Annotated in this window: 24 protein-coding genes and 1 tRNA gene; 11 read left to right on the forward strand and 14 right to left on the reverse strand. The window is 45.3% G+C overall.

Translation table 11 applies throughout. From position 1 onward, the window contains the following. Positions 1-249 precede the first annotated feature (249 nt). Positions 250-447 carry a helix-turn-helix domain-containing protein gene (locus VP98_RS10730; protein ID WP_046175354.1) on the forward strand — a complete coding sequence of 66 codons (198 nt, stop codon included), beginning with the start codon at positions 250-252 and terminating at the stop codon, positions 445-447. Between the two features lie 88 nt (positions 448-535). Then, a complete protein-coding gene (locus VP98_RS10735) occupies positions 536-1,687 on the forward strand; it encodes a site-specific integrase (protein ID WP_046175355.1) in 1,152 nt (383 codons plus the stop codon). Positions 1,688-1,776: 89 nt separating this feature from the next. Here VP98_RS10735 and VP98_RS10740 read toward each other — a convergent pair. Further along, positions 1,777-1,849 (reverse strand) — tRNA-Val (locus tag VP98_RS10740). A gap of 201 nt (positions 1,850-2,050) precedes the next feature. Then, positions 2,051-3,697, reverse strand: a complete 1,647-nt coding sequence (locus VP98_RS10745; RefSeq protein WP_046175356.1) for an ABC1 kinase family protein — start codon at positions 3,695-3,697, stop codon at positions 2,051-2,053. 132 nt (positions 3,698-3,829) lie between these two features. On the opposite strand from VP98_RS10745, the gene VP98_RS10750 reads away from it, so the two are divergent. The 3 genes from VP98_RS10750 (at position 3,830) to VP98_RS10760 (ending at position 5,572) form a co-directional block, all read left to right on the forward strand. Next, on the forward strand, positions 3,830-4,543 hold the full coding sequence (locus VP98_RS10750; RefSeq protein WP_046175357.1) for an alpha/beta hydrolase: 714 nt from the start codon (positions 3,830-3,832) through the stop codon (positions 4,541-4,543). Between the two features lie 80 nt (positions 4,544-4,623). Then, positions 4,624-5,139: a YjcG family protein gene (locus VP98_RS10755; protein WP_046175358.1), complete on the forward strand. Its 516-nt coding sequence runs from the start codon at positions 4,624-4,626 to the stop codon at positions 5,137-5,139. A gap of 4 nt (positions 5,140-5,143) precedes the next feature. Continuing rightward, the gene (locus tag VP98_RS10760; protein WP_231584159.1) at positions 5,144-5,572 is read left to right on the forward strand and encodes a GNAT family N-acetyltransferase; all 429 of its coding nucleotides are present in this window, start codon (positions 5,144-5,146) and stop codon (positions 5,570-5,572) included. A gap of 61 nt (positions 5,573-5,633) precedes the next feature. On the opposite strand, the gene VP98_RS10765 is transcribed toward VP98_RS10760, so the two are convergent. The 5 genes from VP98_RS10765 to VP98_RS10785 all read right to left on the reverse strand — a co-directional run bounded on the left by VP98_RS10765 (position 5,634) and on the right by VP98_RS10785 (position 7,313). Next, on the reverse strand, positions 5,634-5,888 hold the full coding sequence (locus VP98_RS10765; protein WP_046175360.1) for a hypothetical protein: 255 nt from the start codon (positions 5,886-5,888) through the stop codon (positions 5,634-5,636). A gap of 148 nt (positions 5,889-6,036) precedes the next feature. After that, positions 6,037-6,285, reverse strand: coding sequence for a stage VI sporulation protein F (locus tag VP98_RS10770; protein WP_046175361.1), 249 nt, complete (start codon positions 6,283-6,285; stop codon positions 6,037-6,039). A gap of 23 nt (positions 6,286-6,308) precedes the next feature. Further along, positions 6,309-6,422: a YjcZ family sporulation protein gene (locus VP98_RS18580; RefSeq protein WP_046175362.1), complete on the reverse strand. Its 114-nt coding sequence runs from the start codon at positions 6,420-6,422 to the stop codon at positions 6,309-6,311. A 67-nt stretch (positions 6,423-6,489) separates the two neighbouring features. Then, entirely contained in the window at positions 6,490-6,846 is a 357-nt protein-coding gene (spoVAE, locus tag VP98_RS10780; RefSeq protein WP_046175363.1) for a stage V sporulation protein AE, read from the reverse strand. A 17-nt stretch (positions 6,847-6,863) separates the two neighbouring features. Then, positions 6,864-7,313, reverse strand: coding sequence for a YhcN/YlaJ family sporulation lipoprotein (locus VP98_RS10785; RefSeq protein ID WP_046175364.1), 450 nt, complete (start codon positions 7,311-7,313; stop codon positions 6,864-6,866). Between the two features lie 132 nt (positions 7,314-7,445). On the opposite strand from VP98_RS10785, the gene VP98_RS10790 reads away from it, so the two are divergent. Continuing rightward, positions 7,446-7,955, forward strand: a complete 510-nt coding sequence (locus VP98_RS10790) for a CotY/CotZ family spore coat protein (RefSeq protein ID WP_046175365.1) — start codon at positions 7,446-7,448, stop codon at positions 7,953-7,955. A 31-nt stretch (positions 7,956-7,986) separates the two neighbouring features. Here the strand turns inward: VP98_RS10790 and VP98_RS10795 are convergent, their stop codons facing one another. Next, a complete protein-coding gene (locus VP98_RS10795) occupies positions 7,987-8,361 on the reverse strand; it encodes a hypothetical protein (protein ID WP_046175366.1) in 375 nt (124 codons plus the stop codon). A 69-nt stretch (positions 8,362-8,430) separates the two neighbouring features. After that, on the reverse strand, positions 8,431-9,210 hold the full coding sequence (fabI, locus tag VP98_RS10800) for an enoyl-ACP reductase FabI (RefSeq protein WP_046175367.1): 780 nt from the start codon (positions 9,208-9,210) through the stop codon (positions 8,431-8,433). A 162-nt stretch (positions 9,211-9,372) separates the two neighbouring features. Here fabI and prpE point away from each other — a divergent pair, with 162 nt between their 5' ends. Continuing rightward, on the forward strand, positions 9,373-10,110 hold the full coding sequence (gene prpE, locus VP98_RS10805; RefSeq protein ID WP_046175368.1) for a bis(5'-nucleosyl)-tetraphosphatase PrpE: 738 nt from the start codon (positions 9,373-9,375) through the stop codon (positions 10,108-10,110). 163 nt (positions 10,111-10,273) lie between these two features. Here the strand turns inward: prpE and VP98_RS10810 are convergent, their stop codons facing one another. From VP98_RS10810 to VP98_RS10825, 4 genes are read right to left on the reverse strand one after another with little or no spacing between them, the layout of a single operon-like run. Continuing rightward, on the reverse strand, positions 10,274-11,179 hold the full coding sequence (locus VP98_RS10810) for an RluA family pseudouridine synthase (protein WP_046175369.1): 906 nt from the start codon (positions 11,177-11,179) through the stop codon (positions 10,274-10,276). Next, positions 11,157-11,951 (reverse strand): NAD kinase, encoded by a 795-nt coding sequence (locus VP98_RS10815; protein WP_046175370.1) that lies wholly within the window; start codon positions 11,949-11,951, stop codon positions 11,157-11,159. Before VP98_RS10815 ends, VP98_RS10810 begins: the two co-directional genes overlap by 23 nt. Before the next feature lie 26 nt (positions 11,952-11,977). Then, entirely contained in the window at positions 11,978-12,595 is a 618-nt protein-coding gene (locus tag VP98_RS10820) for a GTP pyrophosphokinase (protein WP_046175371.1), read from the reverse strand. Between the two features lie 11 nt (positions 12,596-12,606). Next, positions 12,607-12,987, reverse strand: coding sequence for a UPF0738 family protein (locus tag VP98_RS10825; protein ID WP_046175372.1), 381 nt, complete (start codon positions 12,985-12,987; stop codon positions 12,607-12,609). A gap of 131 nt (positions 12,988-13,118) precedes the next feature. On the opposite strand from VP98_RS10825, the gene VP98_RS10830 reads away from it, so the two are divergent. From VP98_RS10830 to VP98_RS10845, 4 genes are all read left to right on the forward strand, one after another. Then, the gene (locus VP98_RS10830; protein WP_046175373.1) at positions 13,119-13,691 is read left to right on the forward strand and encodes a CYTH domain-containing protein; all 573 of its coding nucleotides are present in this window, start codon (positions 13,119-13,121) and stop codon (positions 13,689-13,691) included. 5 nt (positions 13,692-13,696) lie between these two features. Further along, positions 13,697-14,314, forward strand: coding sequence for a lytic transglycosylase domain-containing protein (locus VP98_RS10835; RefSeq protein ID WP_052712212.1), 618 nt, complete (start codon positions 13,697-13,699; stop codon positions 14,312-14,314). A 119-nt stretch (positions 14,315-14,433) separates the two neighbouring features. Then, positions 14,434-14,832, forward strand: coding sequence for a globin domain-containing protein (locus VP98_RS10840; protein ID WP_046175374.1), 399 nt, complete (start codon positions 14,434-14,436; stop codon positions 14,830-14,832). Between the two features lie 5 nt (positions 14,833-14,837). Then, positions 14,838-15,656, forward strand: a complete 819-nt coding sequence (locus VP98_RS10845) for a ClpXP adapter SpxH family protein (protein WP_046175504.1) — start codon at positions 14,838-14,840, stop codon at positions 15,654-15,656. A 278-nt stretch (positions 15,657-15,934) separates the two neighbouring features. Here the strand turns inward: VP98_RS10845 and pepF are convergent, their stop codons facing one another. Continuing rightward, positions 15,935-17,749 carry an oligoendopeptidase F gene (gene pepF / locus VP98_RS10850; protein ID WP_046175375.1) on the reverse strand — a complete coding sequence of 605 codons (1,815 nt, stop codon included), beginning with the start codon at positions 17,747-17,749 and terminating at the stop codon, positions 15,935-15,937. Between the last annotated feature and the right edge of the window lie 62 nt (positions 17,750-17,811).

A 17,811-nucleotide genomic window follows, 5' to 3' on the forward strand; every position in this document is an offset into this window, starting at 1 on the left:
TTTTATTCGTTACTTTCCTGCTCTGCTGCCAGTATGACAAATACAAACCGTTAGAGTATTCAAATATCCTTTTGTAAAATTCCACCATCTTTATAACCTGGGATTTCTGTATAAATTAAACCTCTTATTTCGATACAGAAAAAAATTTTATCAAAAGACTTAAAACCGTAAGCACTTGAAAGTATACTATTTCAAACTTAAACAGTTGAGTATTCATTAAAAAGAACTAAATATATAAGGAGAAACCGCATGAACAAGAATATGGAGGACTATCCAATTGTTTTAACTGTCGAGCATCTGGCAGAAATTTTAAAGGTATCCAAGCCCAAAGCGTACCAAATAATGGATGGTGCATCTTTCCCGCTTATAAAACTTGGAAGAAATAAGCGCGTTACCAGGGAGGCATTTTTTGAATGGCTATCTTGTCAGGAAGGCAACAAATTATGAATCAATATTCCTGTGTTACAATAAAGATTAGACCACAGGCTTACTTTACTTCTAACACACAAAAAACGTGTCAAGGAGGTAAGCTACATTGAAAGGATCTGTAATTAAACGGGGGGAAACCTGGACTTATATAATTGATATAGGTAAAGATCCATTAACAGGGAAACGAAAACAAAAAACAAAGGGGGGATTTCGTTTAAAAAAAGACGCAGAGGCAGCAATGCGTAAGCTGTTAAGCGAAGTTGACGAAGGGGATTATTTCAGGCCCAGTGACGAGCAGTTTTCTTTGTTTATACAGAAATGGTTTTATGAGTACTACAGCAAGCGCGTAAAAGATACCACCGCAAAATCAAGAGAATACATGATGCAAAAGCACTTAATCGATGGAAACCCGTTTAGCAATAAACCAATTTCGGCCATTACAACGGAAGATATCGATGCTTTGTATAACTTAAAGTACGAGGAAGAATACAGTCCGGCTTATATCCGTAAAATCCATAATATGCTCAATCAAGCTTTTGATAAGGCCAAAAAGTGGAGGAAAATTAAATATAATCCTGCTTCAGAAGCAGAATCCCCACCAATTAGACAAAAAGAGATGGTGATCTGGTCTTTCAATGAAATTCACAGGTTTCTTGATGTGTGCAGAGGTGAAAGATGTTATCTTACATTTTTACTTGCCCTCTATACGGGTATGCGAAGAGGAGAACTATTAGGTCTTAAATGGAGTGATATTGATTTTGATAAGCAAATTATTAACGTAAACCGGCAACTTGCTTATATTCCATTAAAAGGATATGTTGTAACAACTTTAAAAACAAAAAAATCCCAACGGAAAATTCCAATTTCTAACGAAGTGATAAAAGCATTATTGATATCTAAGACCGAGCAACAGGAATGGAAAGAAAAACTGGGACAAGCATATGAGGACAACGACTTTGTTATATGTACCGAGTTTGGCAAACCACGGGATCCTAGCAATGTGCTGAGAACAATGAAACGAGTATGTGAGTCCGCGAAAGTTACTCCTATTCGTTTTCACGATTTGCGTCACACTCATGCCTCTATCCTTATCTCAAGCAATGTAGATATAGTAAGAGTTGCCAAGCGGCTGGGGCATGCAGATCCTAAGATAACTCTCGGGGTGTATGCCCACCTTGTTCCCGATGCCACTGATGACTCGGCTGACATCTTCGAAGAAGCAATAAAAAAATCCGTGAGCAAAGGGTTAGCAAATTAGCAAAAGAGCGAATTTTTTAATACTGTATCAGTGAAACAAAAAAGCCTGAATCCCTTAACAATAAAGGGATCCAGGCCTCTGTACTAGTATGATTCCTACTGGGTTCGAACCAGCGACCTCTACCCTGTCAAGGTAGCGCTCTCCCAGCTGAGCTAAGGAATCGTGTTACTGACAATTTATATTTTATTCAATTTACTTTGGAATGTCAACTCATTTTCTATTTTCTCGGATTCTATGAATAGGTTGCGGCGCGATATGGAAGGGATCGCGCCGTCCTGCTGTGTAATTGCGCGAAAATGCTGGAAAATCGCGCCGAAAACCGGTGGAATCGCGCCGTCTGTCGTCCGGCTGTCCGGCCGGTTGTTATTTGATTTTGCGCCACATGAGGTAGAGTACGGTTAGAAATAAGATGGTCATAACGGCGGCGGTGACGAGGGCGATGATGTAAGAATCTGTGCCGGAGATCGGTGACTGGCTGCCCATGGAGACGAAAACGCCAGCCATAATAATGCTGAAAGCGAGCATGATCACGCTTAGCACAATAAGGGACGCCATCCGCTCAATGCGCCGCATCATGTTGTCATCGGCCGTCAAATGCATTTTCAGCTTTGGCTGGCCGCCTTCCCACTCATTCAGGGTTTCATTTAAAATGCCCGGCAGCTTGTTGGCTGCCATTTTAAACAGGCGCAGAAAGGAACGGGATTCACGCAGCATTTCCTTTGGATGAATACGCCCGAACAGGACTTCTCTTGCCATATCACGCACCATGCCTGACAGGCTTGAGCCCGGGTCAAGAGTGATAACGGTTTGCTCTACCTTTAAAAATGCCTGTCCAACCTGAACAAAATCCTTTGGAATAGTGATATGGTGGCTGCCTGCGACAGAAAACAGCTCCTGCAGCATAGCTCCCATCTGCACTTCCGCCAGTTCTATATCCATATAGCCCGCCATCCAGCGGCTGATGTCGCGCTGAAGCTGGCGCCGTTCAATCGGCTTGCGGGCGCCCATTTCAAGCACAAGCATCGACAGTGACGCCGCATCCCGGTCTGCGAGTGCAAACAGGCAGTCCGAAAGCAGGTGTTTCATTTCATCCGAAAGCCGGCCGGTATTGCCAAAGTCAATAAGGCCAAGACGGCCGTCCGTCAGGAGCAGCAGGTTGCCCGGGTGCGGATCAGCATGAAACACACCGTCAATAAACACCTGGCGCAATATTGTTTCAGACAGGGAACGGGCAAGCTTCTGCCGCCGTTCTGTTTCCATTTCTGCTATAACGTCCCCGCGCAGCGGCTTGCCGTTTACAAATTCCATCACGAGCATCCGTTCCGTTGTCCATTCCGAAAAAATACGCGGCACATAAATCCGTTTGTCTTTCATTATTTCCCGCATACCGGCTGCTTCTACCGCTTCCATCCGGTAGTTCATTTCCCGTCCGAGCGCTGCCGCGAAGTCGTCGATGATGGCTTTTAAACTAACCTGGCGCGCTAATTCTGAATTTCGTTCTGCAAGACTGGCAAGCTGGCGTAAAATCGAAACATCATTTCGGATAACCGGCTCGATTCCCGGCCGGCGGATTTTAATGGCCACCTCTGTTCCGTCCTTCAGGGCAGCCCGGTGCACCTGGCCAATTGAAGCGGCGCCGAGCGGGATTTCTTCCATATATATAAGCCAATCATCAAGCGGCTGCCCCGCTTCCAATTCGACAATTTTACGGATGTCATCAAACGGCATGGCCGGCGCGCTGTTTTGCAGCTTGGCAAGCGGCTCGGTCCAGGACGGCGGCAGCAAGTCCGTTCTTGTGGATAAAAACTGCCCGAGTTTCATAAACGTCGGGCCCAGTTCTTCAAGAGCCCGCCTCAGCTGCTCGCCTTTTACATTTTGTTCTTTCGCTGCCCAGCGCGTAAACGGGATTTTTTCTGCCAGACCAAGGTCTTTTATGTATCCGGCAAAGCCATGCTTCGCGAACACCGCCACAATTTCAGGCGCGCGCCGAAGCGTTCCGATTTTCACCATCTCGTCACCTTCTCTGTTCGGTCGTTTTGTTTATCATATCATATATCTCTCTGCTTCGTTCCCAAAAAGAACATTAGTTCTATTGAAGCCATGATAAAATAAGCTGACAGTATTTATCAAGGAGGCTTTTTTATGAAACGCGGAACAATTCAAGATCACCATATTCATTCGAAGGAATTAAACGAGGACATTTCGTTTCTTGTTTATGTTCCCGCCGGCTTTTCCCCTATGTTTTCCTATACGTTTTTAATCTGCCAGGACGGCAGGGATTATTTTCAAATGGGCCGCCTGCCACGCGTGGCAGATGAGCTGCTTGGCGAAGAAAGCATCGAGCCGCTGATCATTGTTGGCATCCCTTATCACAATAAGCATGACCGGCGTGAAAAATATCATCCTGAAGGTTCAAAACAAAAAGCGTATATCCGTTTTCTGGCGCAGGAACTCGTTCCGTATTTGGATGAGCAGTTCCCGGGGCATAAAGACAGGTTTGGCCGGGCACTTGCCGGTGATTCCCTGGGCGGGACAGTTTCTTTTATGGCAGCACTCAAGCATCCGGAGTTATTTGGACGCGTGCTTATGCATTCACCCTTTGTAGACAGCACAGTGATGAACATCGCAGAAAAAGCGGAAACACTTCCTTCTCTTTATCATATGATCGGCACAGAGGAAACCGACGTCCTTATGACAAATGGGGAGCGGGCGGATTTTTTAACACCAAACCGGGCCCTTCACTCTCTTTTAACATCCAAAACATCCGATTATTTTTATGATGAATTTGCGGGCGGCCATACATGGACCTATTGGCAGAAAGACATGAAGCCGGCTCTTTTGAAAATGTTTGAGTAAGCATCTGCTCCCGTTCTGCATTTTTTTAAACGTTTGGTATACTAATAGAAGAAGTAGTAACTTAAAGGGAGTGAATGAGCATGAAATACGGTATTGTCATTTTTCCATCAAAATCGTTACAGGATAAAGTAAATGGTTACCGAAAGCGGTATGATCCGCATTATGCGCTGATTGCCCCACATATTACGCTGAAAAGCCCATTTGAAGCGAAAGAAAAAGAAATTGACCGGATAGCGGAAAAACTGCGCCGTATCGCAGCGCTGCATCAGCCATTTTCCTATCATGTCAGTAAAGTGAAATCATTTGAGCCGGTGAATAATGTTATTTATTTTAAGGTAGATCCGAATGAGACGCTTGATTCTTTATATGATATGATGCATACAGAAGAATTTCCCGGCGAAGAGCCGTACCGGTTTATTCCTCATATTACAATCGGTCAGAGGCTGTCCAATGATGAGCATTCAGATGTATATGGCTCGCTTCGGCTGGATTCTATTGATCTGACAGAAACGGCAGACCGCTTTCATCTGCTTTACCAGCTTGAAAACGGTTCGTGGACTGTCCATGAAACATTTTTACTTGGAAAGGATGCGTAAGACTTTGAACGTGGTGAAAACAACTGATTTACAGCAGCGCGAGGATGCATACTCTGTACGCACTGCCGTTTTTGTGGAGGAGCAGAACGTGCCGCCTGCTCTTGAAATTGATGAGCTTGAAGAGGAAGCTGTTCATTTTGTTTTATACAACGACCTGCAGGAGCCATGCGGAGCAGGACGGTTTCGCACGGTCGGCGAATTTGGCAAGGTTGAGCGCATTTGCGTATTAAAAGAAGCACGCGGCCATGGAGCCGGAAACCTTATTATGGAGGCAATTGAACAGCATGCCAAAACGGCTGGCGGCCTCGCAGCACTAAAGCTTGATGCCCAGCTGCACGCTATTCCCTTTTATGAAAAACGCGGCTATGAAATTGTATCCGGTGAATTTTTAGACGCCGGCATTCTTCATAAAACGATGATCAAAAAGTTATAACAAAAAAGCGTGTTCCCTGTTTTGAAGGAGCACGCTTTTTTATTGGAATCGCCTGCTTCCGTTAAGCGAACCGGTCGATTTCAAATCCTCTGCCGCTTAGCTGGGCCATATGTACACGGAATGCTTCATGTTCGCTCTGGCGTTTTTTTCTTCGTTCTTCTAAGCTCATTTGAGGCTCAGAACCGTCCCGAAGCACCTTATCGAATGTTACTTTCGCAGCCGGATCAATAGACGAATAGCCTGTGCTTGTTTCATTGATGACCCGCTCTCTGTAGTCAACGTATTGATATTGTGGAATCGGAAGTATGTAACTCATTATGCTCGCTCCTTTCGAAAAGTAAACACTATAAGATAGTTTTCCTTTCCCTTTAGTCACCCCCTATTAAACTATTTATATTGAAAAAGCATCTTATTACCCAGATGAATAGGAAAAAGAGCAGCATTTCCGCTGCTCTCCCATAGGCTTATTTCATCATTTTGGTAATCGCGTTCATGTCGAGCTTCTTGCCGTCTTTTAAAATAGTCCGGACAATTTCGTCTTCTACCTGCTTCGGCACTTTTTTTCCGGCAAGACTGGCAGTTTGCGCGACAACCGCTCGAATGGTGCGTTCATCACTGAAGTCTGCGTACTGAAGTGAGTCGACGAGCGCAAAGATATCAGACATGCGCACGCCGGTTTTTTTCTCAATGCTGCCAAAAAACTTTTCGTTCATCAACTGCTCCCCCTCACTTCAGATCAATAAAAGCTTGCCCCAACGATGATGAGCAAAATGAATAAAACAACAATCAAAACAAACGTGCTTGTGCCGCCATAGCCGCCGCCATAACCGCCGCATCCATACATACCCATGACGCCTTCCTCCTTTCGCTGTTCTCTTCTTATCATATGAAGCAGCGAAAAAAAGGGATGGGCGGGCTCACCCTTTTGGCTTAAAAAAAAGGGCGCCGATAAAACCAAAAACAATTGCAGCAGAAATCCCGGCACTGGTTACTTCAAACATGCCGGTTAACACACCAACGACTCCATGCTTTTCCGCTTCCTGCATCGCACCTGACACAAGTGCATTTCCAAAGCTTGTAATAGGGATTGTAGCTCCAGCTCCTGCAAAATTAATAAGCGGCTCATATAAATCGAATCCAGCCAAAATCGCTCCTGCTGACACAAGAATTGAAAGTGTGTGTCCCGGTGTCAAGCGGCCGACATCCATCATAAGCTGACCAATGACACAAATAAGCCCTCCGATAACAAATGCCCAGAAAAACATTGCAATCATTTGTCTCTTCCTTTCCTTTATGCCATTTCTTTTTTTAATTTAATGATTTCTGAAAGTCTCTTATCCGCTTCTTTTTCATTCATGTGGCCTGCTTCCATATCTTCTTTCAATCGTACAGCTTCAAGAAATATTTTATAGTCGCTTGAAACGACAATTTCAACTTTTTCCTCTTTCGCCATTTTTTCAATATGCTTTTTAAGCTTTTTTTCAATAGAAGTCATTTGAAACCGATCAAGGTGGCGTACCTTATAAGCGACAAGGAGCTGATCTTTTCCTTTCACAACAGCTGTATCATAAATTTCCTCGAACGAGTCTGCTTCTTTTTTCACGTTATCCGCCAGGCTGTCATGATGACCGTCCAGCTGCACGGCGTTCGGATTAGCCGTCTCAATCATGACAGTTCCATCATGCTCCTGTCCGCATCCTGCCAATAAACAGGCCAAAAAAACTCCTGCTGCTTTTTTCATGCCCGCACCTCCATTTTCGATCAGTATGTGCAAAAGCAAAAAAAAAATTCCGTTCATGCCGGCAATTGTCCATGCCTTTTTGAACGAAATTCATATTGTATTATTGTACCGAATTTAAAGGAGGAGTGCCCAATGGGATGCCAAAAGCATCGCGACGATAACGTTCTTGCTTCGGAAAGCTGTGTTTGTGAAGTCGTTCGTGCGATCCGTGATATTCAGGATGCACGGCAGGAAGACGACTGCGTAGACTGCAAAGACTGCTTTGCCGAACCTCTTGGCGATTTAGATGGACCGCGCCGCCGCAACGCTGATACACGGGTCTTTACATTGACAACCAAAAAAGGAAAGCCATTTTTCGCTTTCTTCAATCCCGATGAAGTAGATTGTTGTGATTCCGGCTGTGTTTCTATCTTCTTCCGCGTAGAAGAAGTATACGACAGCTGCTGTGCGCGTCTGCGCGTATTAGTGCCGCTTGATGATGAACGGGACCCGGTGGATCTTGCTTGTGACGAAGGCATTAGCTTAAAGCAAGTATGCCAGGTAGAAAACTTCCAGAAAACACGCAGCTGTATCACAGTTGATTTAAATGAATTTATTGCTGTGCAGTGCATCAAAGACGTTGACCTTGATGTGTGCCGTTAAATTGAACCGCCTCACTAAGAGGGGCGGTTTTTTATGTTCCAGCAAGGCGAATATGCAGAATCTCAGCGATGGCCAGCTGAACAAGCTCCCCGCTTTTTTCATCTAACACCCATACGTGTGCATCATCGAACTTTTCAATCCTGCCGCGGACGCTTCCTTCTCTCCACTCAAAGCGGCACGGAACCGGAATGCGTCTCCTCGCCAGATAAATAACTTTTTCAGTCGTGTCCATTTCGCGAAAAGGCTTCAGCCGGCTTCCTTCCGAAGCAGGCTCTTCTTTTTTTGCTTCATCCAGGCTCACCGGCGGCTCATCTGTGCTTGCTTTTACAACTTTCTGCATAACCGGCTGCACAGGCTGCAATTGTGGCTGTCCAATATAAAGCAATGGACCGGATGTTTTCTTCATGATAGATGCACCTCCGCTTTTCGTCCATTATATGCAAAAAAACTGTCCATTATGGACAGTTTTTTAAAATTAGTTCCCTGTAATGTGATAGCCCGAGTCAACATGAATGTTTTCACCGGTAATGCCGCGGGACATATTGCTGAAAAGGAAAACAGCTGTGTCGCCGACTTCTTCCTGTGTAGTTGTGCGGCGAAGCGGTGCCCGCTCTTCAATTTGTGACAGCATATCGTTAAAGTCGCTGATTCCTTTTGCAGCCAGTGTACGGATTGGTCCGGCGGAAATAGAGTTCACCCGGATACCGTCCTTGCCAAGATCCGCTGCAAGATAGCGCACGCTTGCATCAAGAGACGCTTTTGCCACGCCCATTACGTTATAGTTTGTAATTACACGTTCGCCACCTAAATATGTCATTGTGACGATGCTGCCGCCTTCCGTCATCAGCGGCTTTGCATACTTGGCAACGGCTGTCAGCGAATAAGCACTGATATTATGGGCAAGCAGAAAGCCGTCGCGGGATGTATCGACAAATTCCCCGTCCAAGTCTTCTTTATTTGCAAATGCGATGCAATGAGCAAGGCCATGGATAGTTCCAGCTTTTTCTTTAATTGCTTCAAAACATTGTTCAATCGCACTGTCATCTGTTACATCGCATGATAAAATGAACGGATCGTTTTGATTTTGAAGCGTCGCTGCCAGGTCACGGACATTTTTCTCAAGACGCTCGCCTGCATATGTAAAAATAAGGCTTGCTCCTGCCGCATCCAGTGAACGGGCGATTCCCCACGCAATACTGCGTTTATTCGCAACACCCATTACGACAAATGTTTTTCCTTCAAGTGAAAATGACATATATCCGTTCCTCCATTTATACAAGTTATTAGTACCTAGTGTTAATATTATCATGTATGAAAAAAAAATCAACGGATATTGTACCGGCTTTTGCCTTACTTTTAAATTTCCCCCAAACCGCTTATACTAATGCAGTAGACAAAATGAATAAGGAGCGATTGAATGAAGCTGGATATTATCGGAGATGTGCACGGCTGTTTCGATGAGTTTCGCACGCTCACACATACACTTGGATATAGGTGGGACGAAGGCATTCCTATCCATCCTGATGGCCGAAACTTAGCATTTGTCGGTGATTTAACCGACCGCGGTCCTGATTCTGTCCGTGTAATGGACATGGTCTGCCGGCTTTTTGAAGAGCAGGGGGCGCTCTATGTTCCCGGAAATCACTGCAATAAGCTGTATCGGTATTTTCTTGGAAACAATGTACAGAAAACGCATGGTCTGGAAACAACCGTGGCAGAGCTTGATTCAATGCCTGCCGATGAATACCGCCTGCTCAGAAAACGTTTTTTATCTATGTATGAAGACTCGCCGCTTTATCAAGTGCTTGATCATGATAAACTAGTAATCGCCCACGCCGGTATTCGCGCCGATTATATCGGCCGCGCGGACTCCCGGGTAAAAACGTTTGTGCTGTATGGAGATATTACCGGCGAAAAGCACCCTGACGGCTCTCCTGTCCGGCGCGACTGGGCAAAGAAATACAAAGGGGATGCTTATATTGTATATGGCCACACTCCCGTTAAGGAGCCTCGCAAAGTCGGGAAAACGATCAACATCGACACAGGCTGTGTTTTTGGCGGCAAATTAACCGGCTTTCGCTGGCCGGAATGCGAAACTGTGTCGGCAGAGTCCAAGCAGCCTTTTGTCCCGGAGAAATTTCGTTCAATTGAATAAATACAAGCTGCTCATCAAAAAGGGATGGACCGTGCCCGTCCTGCTCCTCCCCGCATCAATTTTAAAACCCATCACCTCCAGCTGAAAAAACGCCTGCCTGGGCTCCACACATTCCGGTCTGATAAAAAAAGAAGCTTCCAAACTCTGTTTGGAAGCTTCTTTTTTAGTTCATTATCTTTTTCATATCGTCCGGCACCGGCATAGATATATCAATTGACTCACCTGTCAGCGGATGGCTGAATATAAGCGAACCGCAGTGGAGAGCCTGGCGCCTGATCCGCTTTATACTGCCTCCGTATAAGTCATCTCCTGCAAGCGGATGGCCTATATGGGCAAAATGAACACGAATCTGGTGAGTTCGTCCTGTTTCCGGTTTGACTGCCACATGAGCAAACCCGCCATATTGCTTCACCACCCGATACCCCGTGCGTGCATACTGGCCATCTTCGCATACGGTCCGCTCAATGATACTATCTCTTCGCCGGCCAATTGGCGCTTCGATTACTCCGGATTCCGTTTCAAAAATCCCTTCCGCAAGCGCTTCATACTGCCGGAAAACCATTTTTTTCTTTTGTAACTCAGACATTAGATGATGAACGTGGCGGCTTTTCGCCGCAAGAACAATGCCGGAAGTATCACGGTCAAGCCGGGTTACGATATGGGCGGTTGCCTGAATTTGACGCTCCTCATACAGCCAGAGAAGGCCGGCCGCAAGGGAGCCGTCCGGATGTTCACGCGATGGAATCGTGCTCATGCCGGCCGGCTTTGCTGCGGCGATAAGCAGGTCATCTTCATACAGCACCGGTAAATCCAGCTGCTCGGCTTTTATTCCGTCTGATGGCTCTTCAGGCGGAAACACCACACGCACCAGATCGCCCGCAGACAGAACATAGCGCACGTTTACTTCGCGGCCATTCACTTCAATGAGTCCGCCTGTAAATTTAATATCCGTTAACGCACGTTTTGAAATCGACTTTTCCTGTAAAAACGAACGCAGCAGCACACCATCCTGTTCCGCCGTCCAGCGCAGCTCGAACGGCCTGCCCTTAGCTGCTGACAAAAGAATCATGCACCCTTTTCCAAAACGGGAACGGCCGGAAGCGGGCAAAACGAATTTTTTCCGATGCAACCCGGTACTGGATTGATTTTACATCTTTATGCAGAATAGTTAAGTGATCAATAGTCACTAAAAAGTCCAGTCGGTTGACCGGCTTCAGCATACACGTATGGTGGGCCGGCAAAATAAGCGGTGAGCCGACTGTCCGGAACACACGGTTATTAATTGAGGCCATTTCCGCCAGCTGGAGCGCACGAATGGATGGATGCAAAATCGCTCCGCCGAGTGCTTTATTGTAGGCAGTACTCCCGGAAGGAGTCGACACACAAAGGCCGTCTCCCCGGAAGCGCTCAAACTGCTCACCACGAATTTCCACGTCCATTACAAGCGTGCCATCCACGCTTTTTACCGTCGATTCATTTAATGCCAGATAGCGTGTTTCTTTGCCGCCGTCCTGATAGCGGATAATCGCCTCAAGCAGCGGATATTCAATAATCTGGTACGGCGTCCGTGCAATTGCGATCACCAGCTTTTCAATTTCATCCGGCGTCCAATCTGCATAAAATCCCAGATGACCCGTATGTACTCCGACAAATGCGGTTTTATCAAGACGGCTGCTGTACCGGTGAAATGCATATAGCAGTGTGCCGTCTCCCCCAACAGAAATAACGATATCGGGCTCGTTTTCATCATATGTCAGCTTAAAATCCGTCAAATAGTTACGAATTTTATGCATTAATGCATTGGACTTGGCGTCCCCTTTTGATGTAATCGCAAATTTCATTCTGCCTCACCCCTGCCGATTATTGGTTACTCTTTTTTCTTTGTAAAAAACAGCTGCGCTTCTTGGATTTCTTCGCGGATTAGCGACATTTCTTCATCAAGCCGAAAAGCCGCTTCTGCCGCGCGCTGAAGCCGTATTTGAATCTCGTCCGGAAAATCACCATTATATTTATAATTCAGTGAATGCTCAATCGTCGCCCAGAAGTTCATTGCCAGCGTCCGGATTTGAATTTCGGCCAGCAGCTTTTTTTCTCCATAGATCGTTTGGACAGGATATTCGATAATAACATGATAGGACCGGTAGCCGCTTGGCTTTTTGTAGGAAATATAGTCTTTTTCCTCGATGATTTTAAAATCCTTTCGCTTTCGCAAAATCATCACTACATTTTTAATATCATCTACAAATTGGCACATCATGCGCAGACCGGCTATATCCTGCATATCCTGCTGAATGCGGTCCCTCGGAATCTTTTTCGTCTCCATTTTATCCAGAATGCTTGGCACCGGCTTAACCCGCCCTGTCACAAACTCAATGGGCGAACGATCGTCTTCAATCGCAAACTGCTTGCGGATGCCGCGCAATTTTACTTTTAACTCCTCGACCGCCTGCTTGTAAGGCGCTAAAAACTCATCCCAGTTGTCCATTATACCCTCCATCAGCGCTGTTCGGCGAAAAAAACGTGCTCGACTTTCTGTACCATTTCCTCGCCATAATTGCTGTTCCCCTCAATATTGACGATCAGGTCATTCAATTCTTCGTGAAATGACACAAGCGCAAATGTGCCATCTGTCCCGACGGCTTCAACCGGATGGCTGCCATCCAGTGCCCTTTTAACTTCATCCCATGTGCTCTCATGCACATACAGATACACATAACCTGCCTCTGCTTCCGCTAAATAAATAAAAGCCGCAGCATCTGAATCGGTAATTACTTGATTTACCGGCTTTAGATGCGTCACTTCTACGTTTTCTTCAGATAACAGGCGAAGCGTATTATCCGCCCACTCTGTTTTGGTAAAATGCCATTTCGTTCTCATTATCAACTTCTCCTTTACAACAACCGTTCATTTAAAACTTCGTAAACATTTTATCACATTTTCCTCTTTCAAACACGGATCGAACAGGATACAATAAGAGAAGATTACTATTGGAAAAATGAGGCGGAAAAATGAACGAAGAGATTGAAATTGAATTTAAATGTGTCGTTACGAAAGCACAGTTTGATGAGCTTGCAGCAGCTTTTGAACCGGGTCCTTTCCAAGTCCAGCACAACCATTATTTTGATACGCCGGATTTTTCCTTAAAAGACGCCGGGTGCGCTCTGCGCATTCGCGAAAAAAACGGCCGGGCGGAAATGACGCTGAAAGAGCCGGCCGACACGGGTCTGCTTGAATCAACGGTACCGCTGGCATCAGCTGAAGCAGAGGCCTCATTAAATGGCAGGCTGCCGGTTAATGATGTAATAAAACGTGCTGCTAAACGTGCCGGCACGGCAGAATTTGTTCATTTTGGCACGCTCTCAACTTCCCGCGCAGAAATCATTTATCAAGATGGACTGCTCGTCTTTGATCATAGCACGTACCTTGGACAGGAAGATTATGAGATTGAGTATGAAGCGAAAAATGTCTCCGGAGAAAAAGTATTTCACCAGCTTTTAGCGAAACATGGCATTGACTATATACCGGCTGTCAATAAAATCCGCCGCTTTTATAATGCACTTACACAACATGGAGGAAACTAACTAACGTGGATACAAACTTTTTTAACACCATGATTAATACAACTGTCGCCAAAGCCGCCGGAACCGGGACATCCTTGCTTTCATCTTCCTCTTCAGCGAGCACGAATAATGTATTCGGCTCTATTTTGCAGCAGGCACTTATGCAGGGGCTTGAAATTGTGCAGGCAGGCGCATCTGCAGTTTCTACTGCAGCCGCCCAGCCCGCTCTTTATACAAAAGCGGGGGCTGACCTTTTGTCCGCGCCAAAAACGGATTTCGACGACATTATCTCCCGCGCGGCTGAAAAATACAATGTTCCTAAAAAACTGATTCAGTCCGTTATCAAGCAGGAATCAAATTTTAATCCAAATGCAGTCAGCTACGCAGGCGCATCCGGCTTGATGCAATTAATGCCCGGCACAGCCAGCTACCTGGGTGTAAAGAATTCAGCCGATCCAGAACAGAATGTTTTTGGCGGAACGAAATATTTACGCCAGATGCTTGATATGTTTGACGGGGACATTTCGCTCGCGCTCGCCGCATATAATGCAGGGCCGGGCAATGTAAAAAAGTACGGCGGCATCCCGCCTTTTAATGAAACACAGAATTATGTAAAAAAAGTAACCGGCTACTACAATGCGTAGGGCCGGTTTTTTTGTAAAAAAAAATCACCCTGCAGGCATACCTTCAATCCTATCATTTGTTTTATGCTGAAAGCCTTGTTAAAATAAAAGTACATTACGAGGAAAAAGGAGTCACATTTATGGCCGAGCAATCCAATGTTCCATACGATATCATTGGCGAAAAACAGCTTTCTGAGCTGGTTGACATTTTTTACAGCCGCGTTTCGCAGCATCCGGATCTTGCGCCGATTTTTCCCAATGATTTAACCGAAACGGCCCGAAAACAAAAACAGTTTTTAACTCAATTTTTAGGTGGACCTTCTTTATATACAGATGAACACGGGCACCCGATGCTCCGGGCACGCCATATGCCTTTTCCAATCACACCTGCACGCGCAGCCGCCTGGCTTTCGTGTATGGAAGCGGCAATGGATGATGTGCACTTAACCGGTGAATTGCGTGCTTTCTTTTTTGAACGACTTAAACAAACGGCCTTCCATATGGTAAACCGGCCGGATGATAAGGGTGATGTTCTGTGAATTCTATGCAACTGCCTGAACGGATTTGCTCTGCCCGGCAAAAGCCGCTCGAACTATATGTATTCGTTGACCCGCTTTGCCCGGAGTGCTGGGCTCTTGATCCGCTCATTCGAAAGCTGCAGATTGAGTATGGCCATTATTTCAAATTAAAGCAGGTGCTGACCGGCAAGCTCACTGCATTAAATGCTTCAAAGCGTCCTCTTGCTGTTGAGCGAAGCGGTCTTGCCTGCAAAGAGTCTGTCTGGATGGAGGAAGCCGTTGAATCTCCTTTTCTCGCATCTATTGCAATTAAAGCTGCCGAACTGCAGGGCAAACGGGCGGGAAGCAAATTTCTGCGAAAGATCCAGGAACAGCTTTTTTTAGATAAAGAAAACATCGCCGATCTGGCGGTGTTAAGCCGTTGTGCGGAAGAAGCAGGCCTTGATAAAAGTGAATTTTTAAATGACATTTATTCAGCAGGCGCTACAAAAGCATTTCAATGCGATTTAGCGATTACAAGTGAGATGGATGTCGATGAAGCACCAACCATTGTTTTTTTCAATGAACGAATTGAAGATGAAGGTATCAAAATTGCCGGATTGTATTCGTATGATATTTACGTGCAAATTCTGCAGGAAATACTGGAAGAAATTCCGGAGCCGCTTGATCCTCCTTCTCTCGAAGAGTTCATAAAGTATTTTCGTGTTGCCGCCACAAATGAAATAAGCCGTGTTTATGACTGGACGGATACACAAACAGATTGCCAGATGAAAAAACTGCTTCTGCAGCAGAAGGTCCGAAAAATCAATACGAAGCACGGTACCTTCTGGGAATACCTGCATTAAAAGCGCCAGCGTGTCTCTGCTGGCGTTTTTTTATATAGCCTTACTAAAAAGCTGCTTCCAGCCCAATCTTAAAACAGAAAAAGCCCCGCAGAGCGGGGCTTTTTCTTACGAACAAAGGGGATGGGAGAAATTTTTCACGGTCAAACAAAGGGGTATATGTTTGTTTGTGATCAACTTCACGACATCATCGTATCATGTATGGCACATTTTTTGCAAGAGATGCCCCTTCCGTTCACAACATTGTCAAAACAATGGGTTTGACAGCGTTAACTTACAAATTACCCCAGAAGTTTCTCCATTTCTTCCAGTGATTCTTCAAACACCCGGCAGGCAGCTTCAACAGCATCTGCTTTGGTCATATCGACTCCCGCCCGCTTTAATACTTCAATCGGGTCTGCCGAGCTGCCGGCTTTTAAGAATTCATTAATATAGCGTTCTGCTGCCGGCTCTCCCTCTTTTAAAATTTGTGAGGATAAAGCGATGGCAGCACTTAATCCCGTCGCATATTGATATACATAGTAATTGTAATAAAAGTGCGGAATACGTGCCCATTCCAGCGCAATTTCCTCATCGATGACCATGTCTTCACCGAAATATTTTTTATTCAGTTCATAGTAAGCTGCACTTAATCCATCCGCAGTCAACGCCTCGCCGTTTTGAGCTTTTTCATGCACTAAATGCTCAAATTCGGCAAACATCGTCTGGCGGAACACAGTGCCGCGGAATGTTTCAAGAAAATGATTCAAAAGATAAATGCGTTTTTTCTCATCTTCTGTTGTTTTGAGCAGGTAATCGTTTAAAATCGACTCGTTGCATGTAGAAGCTACTTCTGCTACGAAAATCGAGTAATCGCCATAAATGTAAGGCTGGTTTTCGCGAGTGTAGTGACTGTGAATGCTGTGCCCGAATTCATGTGCCAATGTGAATAAATTATTTACATTATCCTGCCAGTTCATCAAAATATACGGATTCGTGCCATAGGCCCCTGACGAATACGCGCCGCTTCGTTTGCCTTTGTTTTCGACAACATCAACCCAGCGGCTTTCGAGCCCTTTCGTCAAAATCTCGTTGTACTCTTTTCCAAGCGGCTGCAAGCCTTTTTGCAGCAGTTCTTTTGCTTCATCATAGGTAACATCAAATTTGCCTTCCGCGACCAGCGGTGTATATAAATCATACATATGCAGTTCTTCAAGGCCGAGCACTTTTTTGCGCAATGCTATATAACGGTGCAAAAGCGGGAGATTTTTATTAATCGTTTGAACAAGATTGTCATAAACATCTTCCGGAATATGATTGCGGGACAAGGCTGCCTCACGGGCATTTTTGTAATTTCGTACCTTTGCTGAAAAGTTATCTTTTTTAATTTGTCCCGACAGCGTAGAAGCAAAGGTGTTTTTAAACCTTCCATATGTGGCATATACCGCTTTAAACGCATCTTCCCGAACCCGGCGGTCAGACGATTCTAAAAACCGCACATAGTTGCCATGGGTAATCTGCACGCTTTCGCCGTTTTCATCCTGTATAACTGGAAATTCTAAATCGGCATTATTAAGCATGCCAAATGTGGCGCTTGATGATCCCAAAACATCCGACGCCTGGGCCAAAAGGTTTTCTTCTACAGCGGATAAAACATGCGGCCGCTGCTTGTTTAAATCATCAAGCACTTTTTTGTACAGCTGAAGCGGTTCATTAGCGGCCACAAATTCATTCACTTTTGCTTCATCAATCGAAAGAATTTCGGGGTCCGCAAATGACAGGGCCCCGGCAATTTGTGTATAAAGAACTTTTGCCCGGTCGTTCATGCCCTGGTAATGTGCATTTTGAGTATCTTCGTCATAGCGCATATGCGCATAGGTGTACAGCCTGCCCATTCGTTCAAGCAATGAATCCTGCCATGCGAAAAAAGAATACATTTGTTCAGGACTTTCACCAAGCGTTCCATTGTAAGAAGCAGCTTCCCCGGCAAGAGCCTGAATCGCTTTAAATTCTTCCTCCCATTGATCATCCGTTTCAAAAATATCTTCAAGACGCCATTTTAATTCTTCCGCTATTTCAGAACGAGCCGGAAGCTGTTTTACTTGATTGTCTGCCATTAAAAAACCTCCCTTTACCTATAACCATTCTCCTTCATTATTATATATTCCTTTCTTTCGCA

The organism is Domibacillus indicus (assembly GCF_000970685.1).
Lineage (GTDB): Bacteria > Bacillota > Bacilli > Bacillales > Domibacillaceae > Domibacillus > Domibacillus indicus.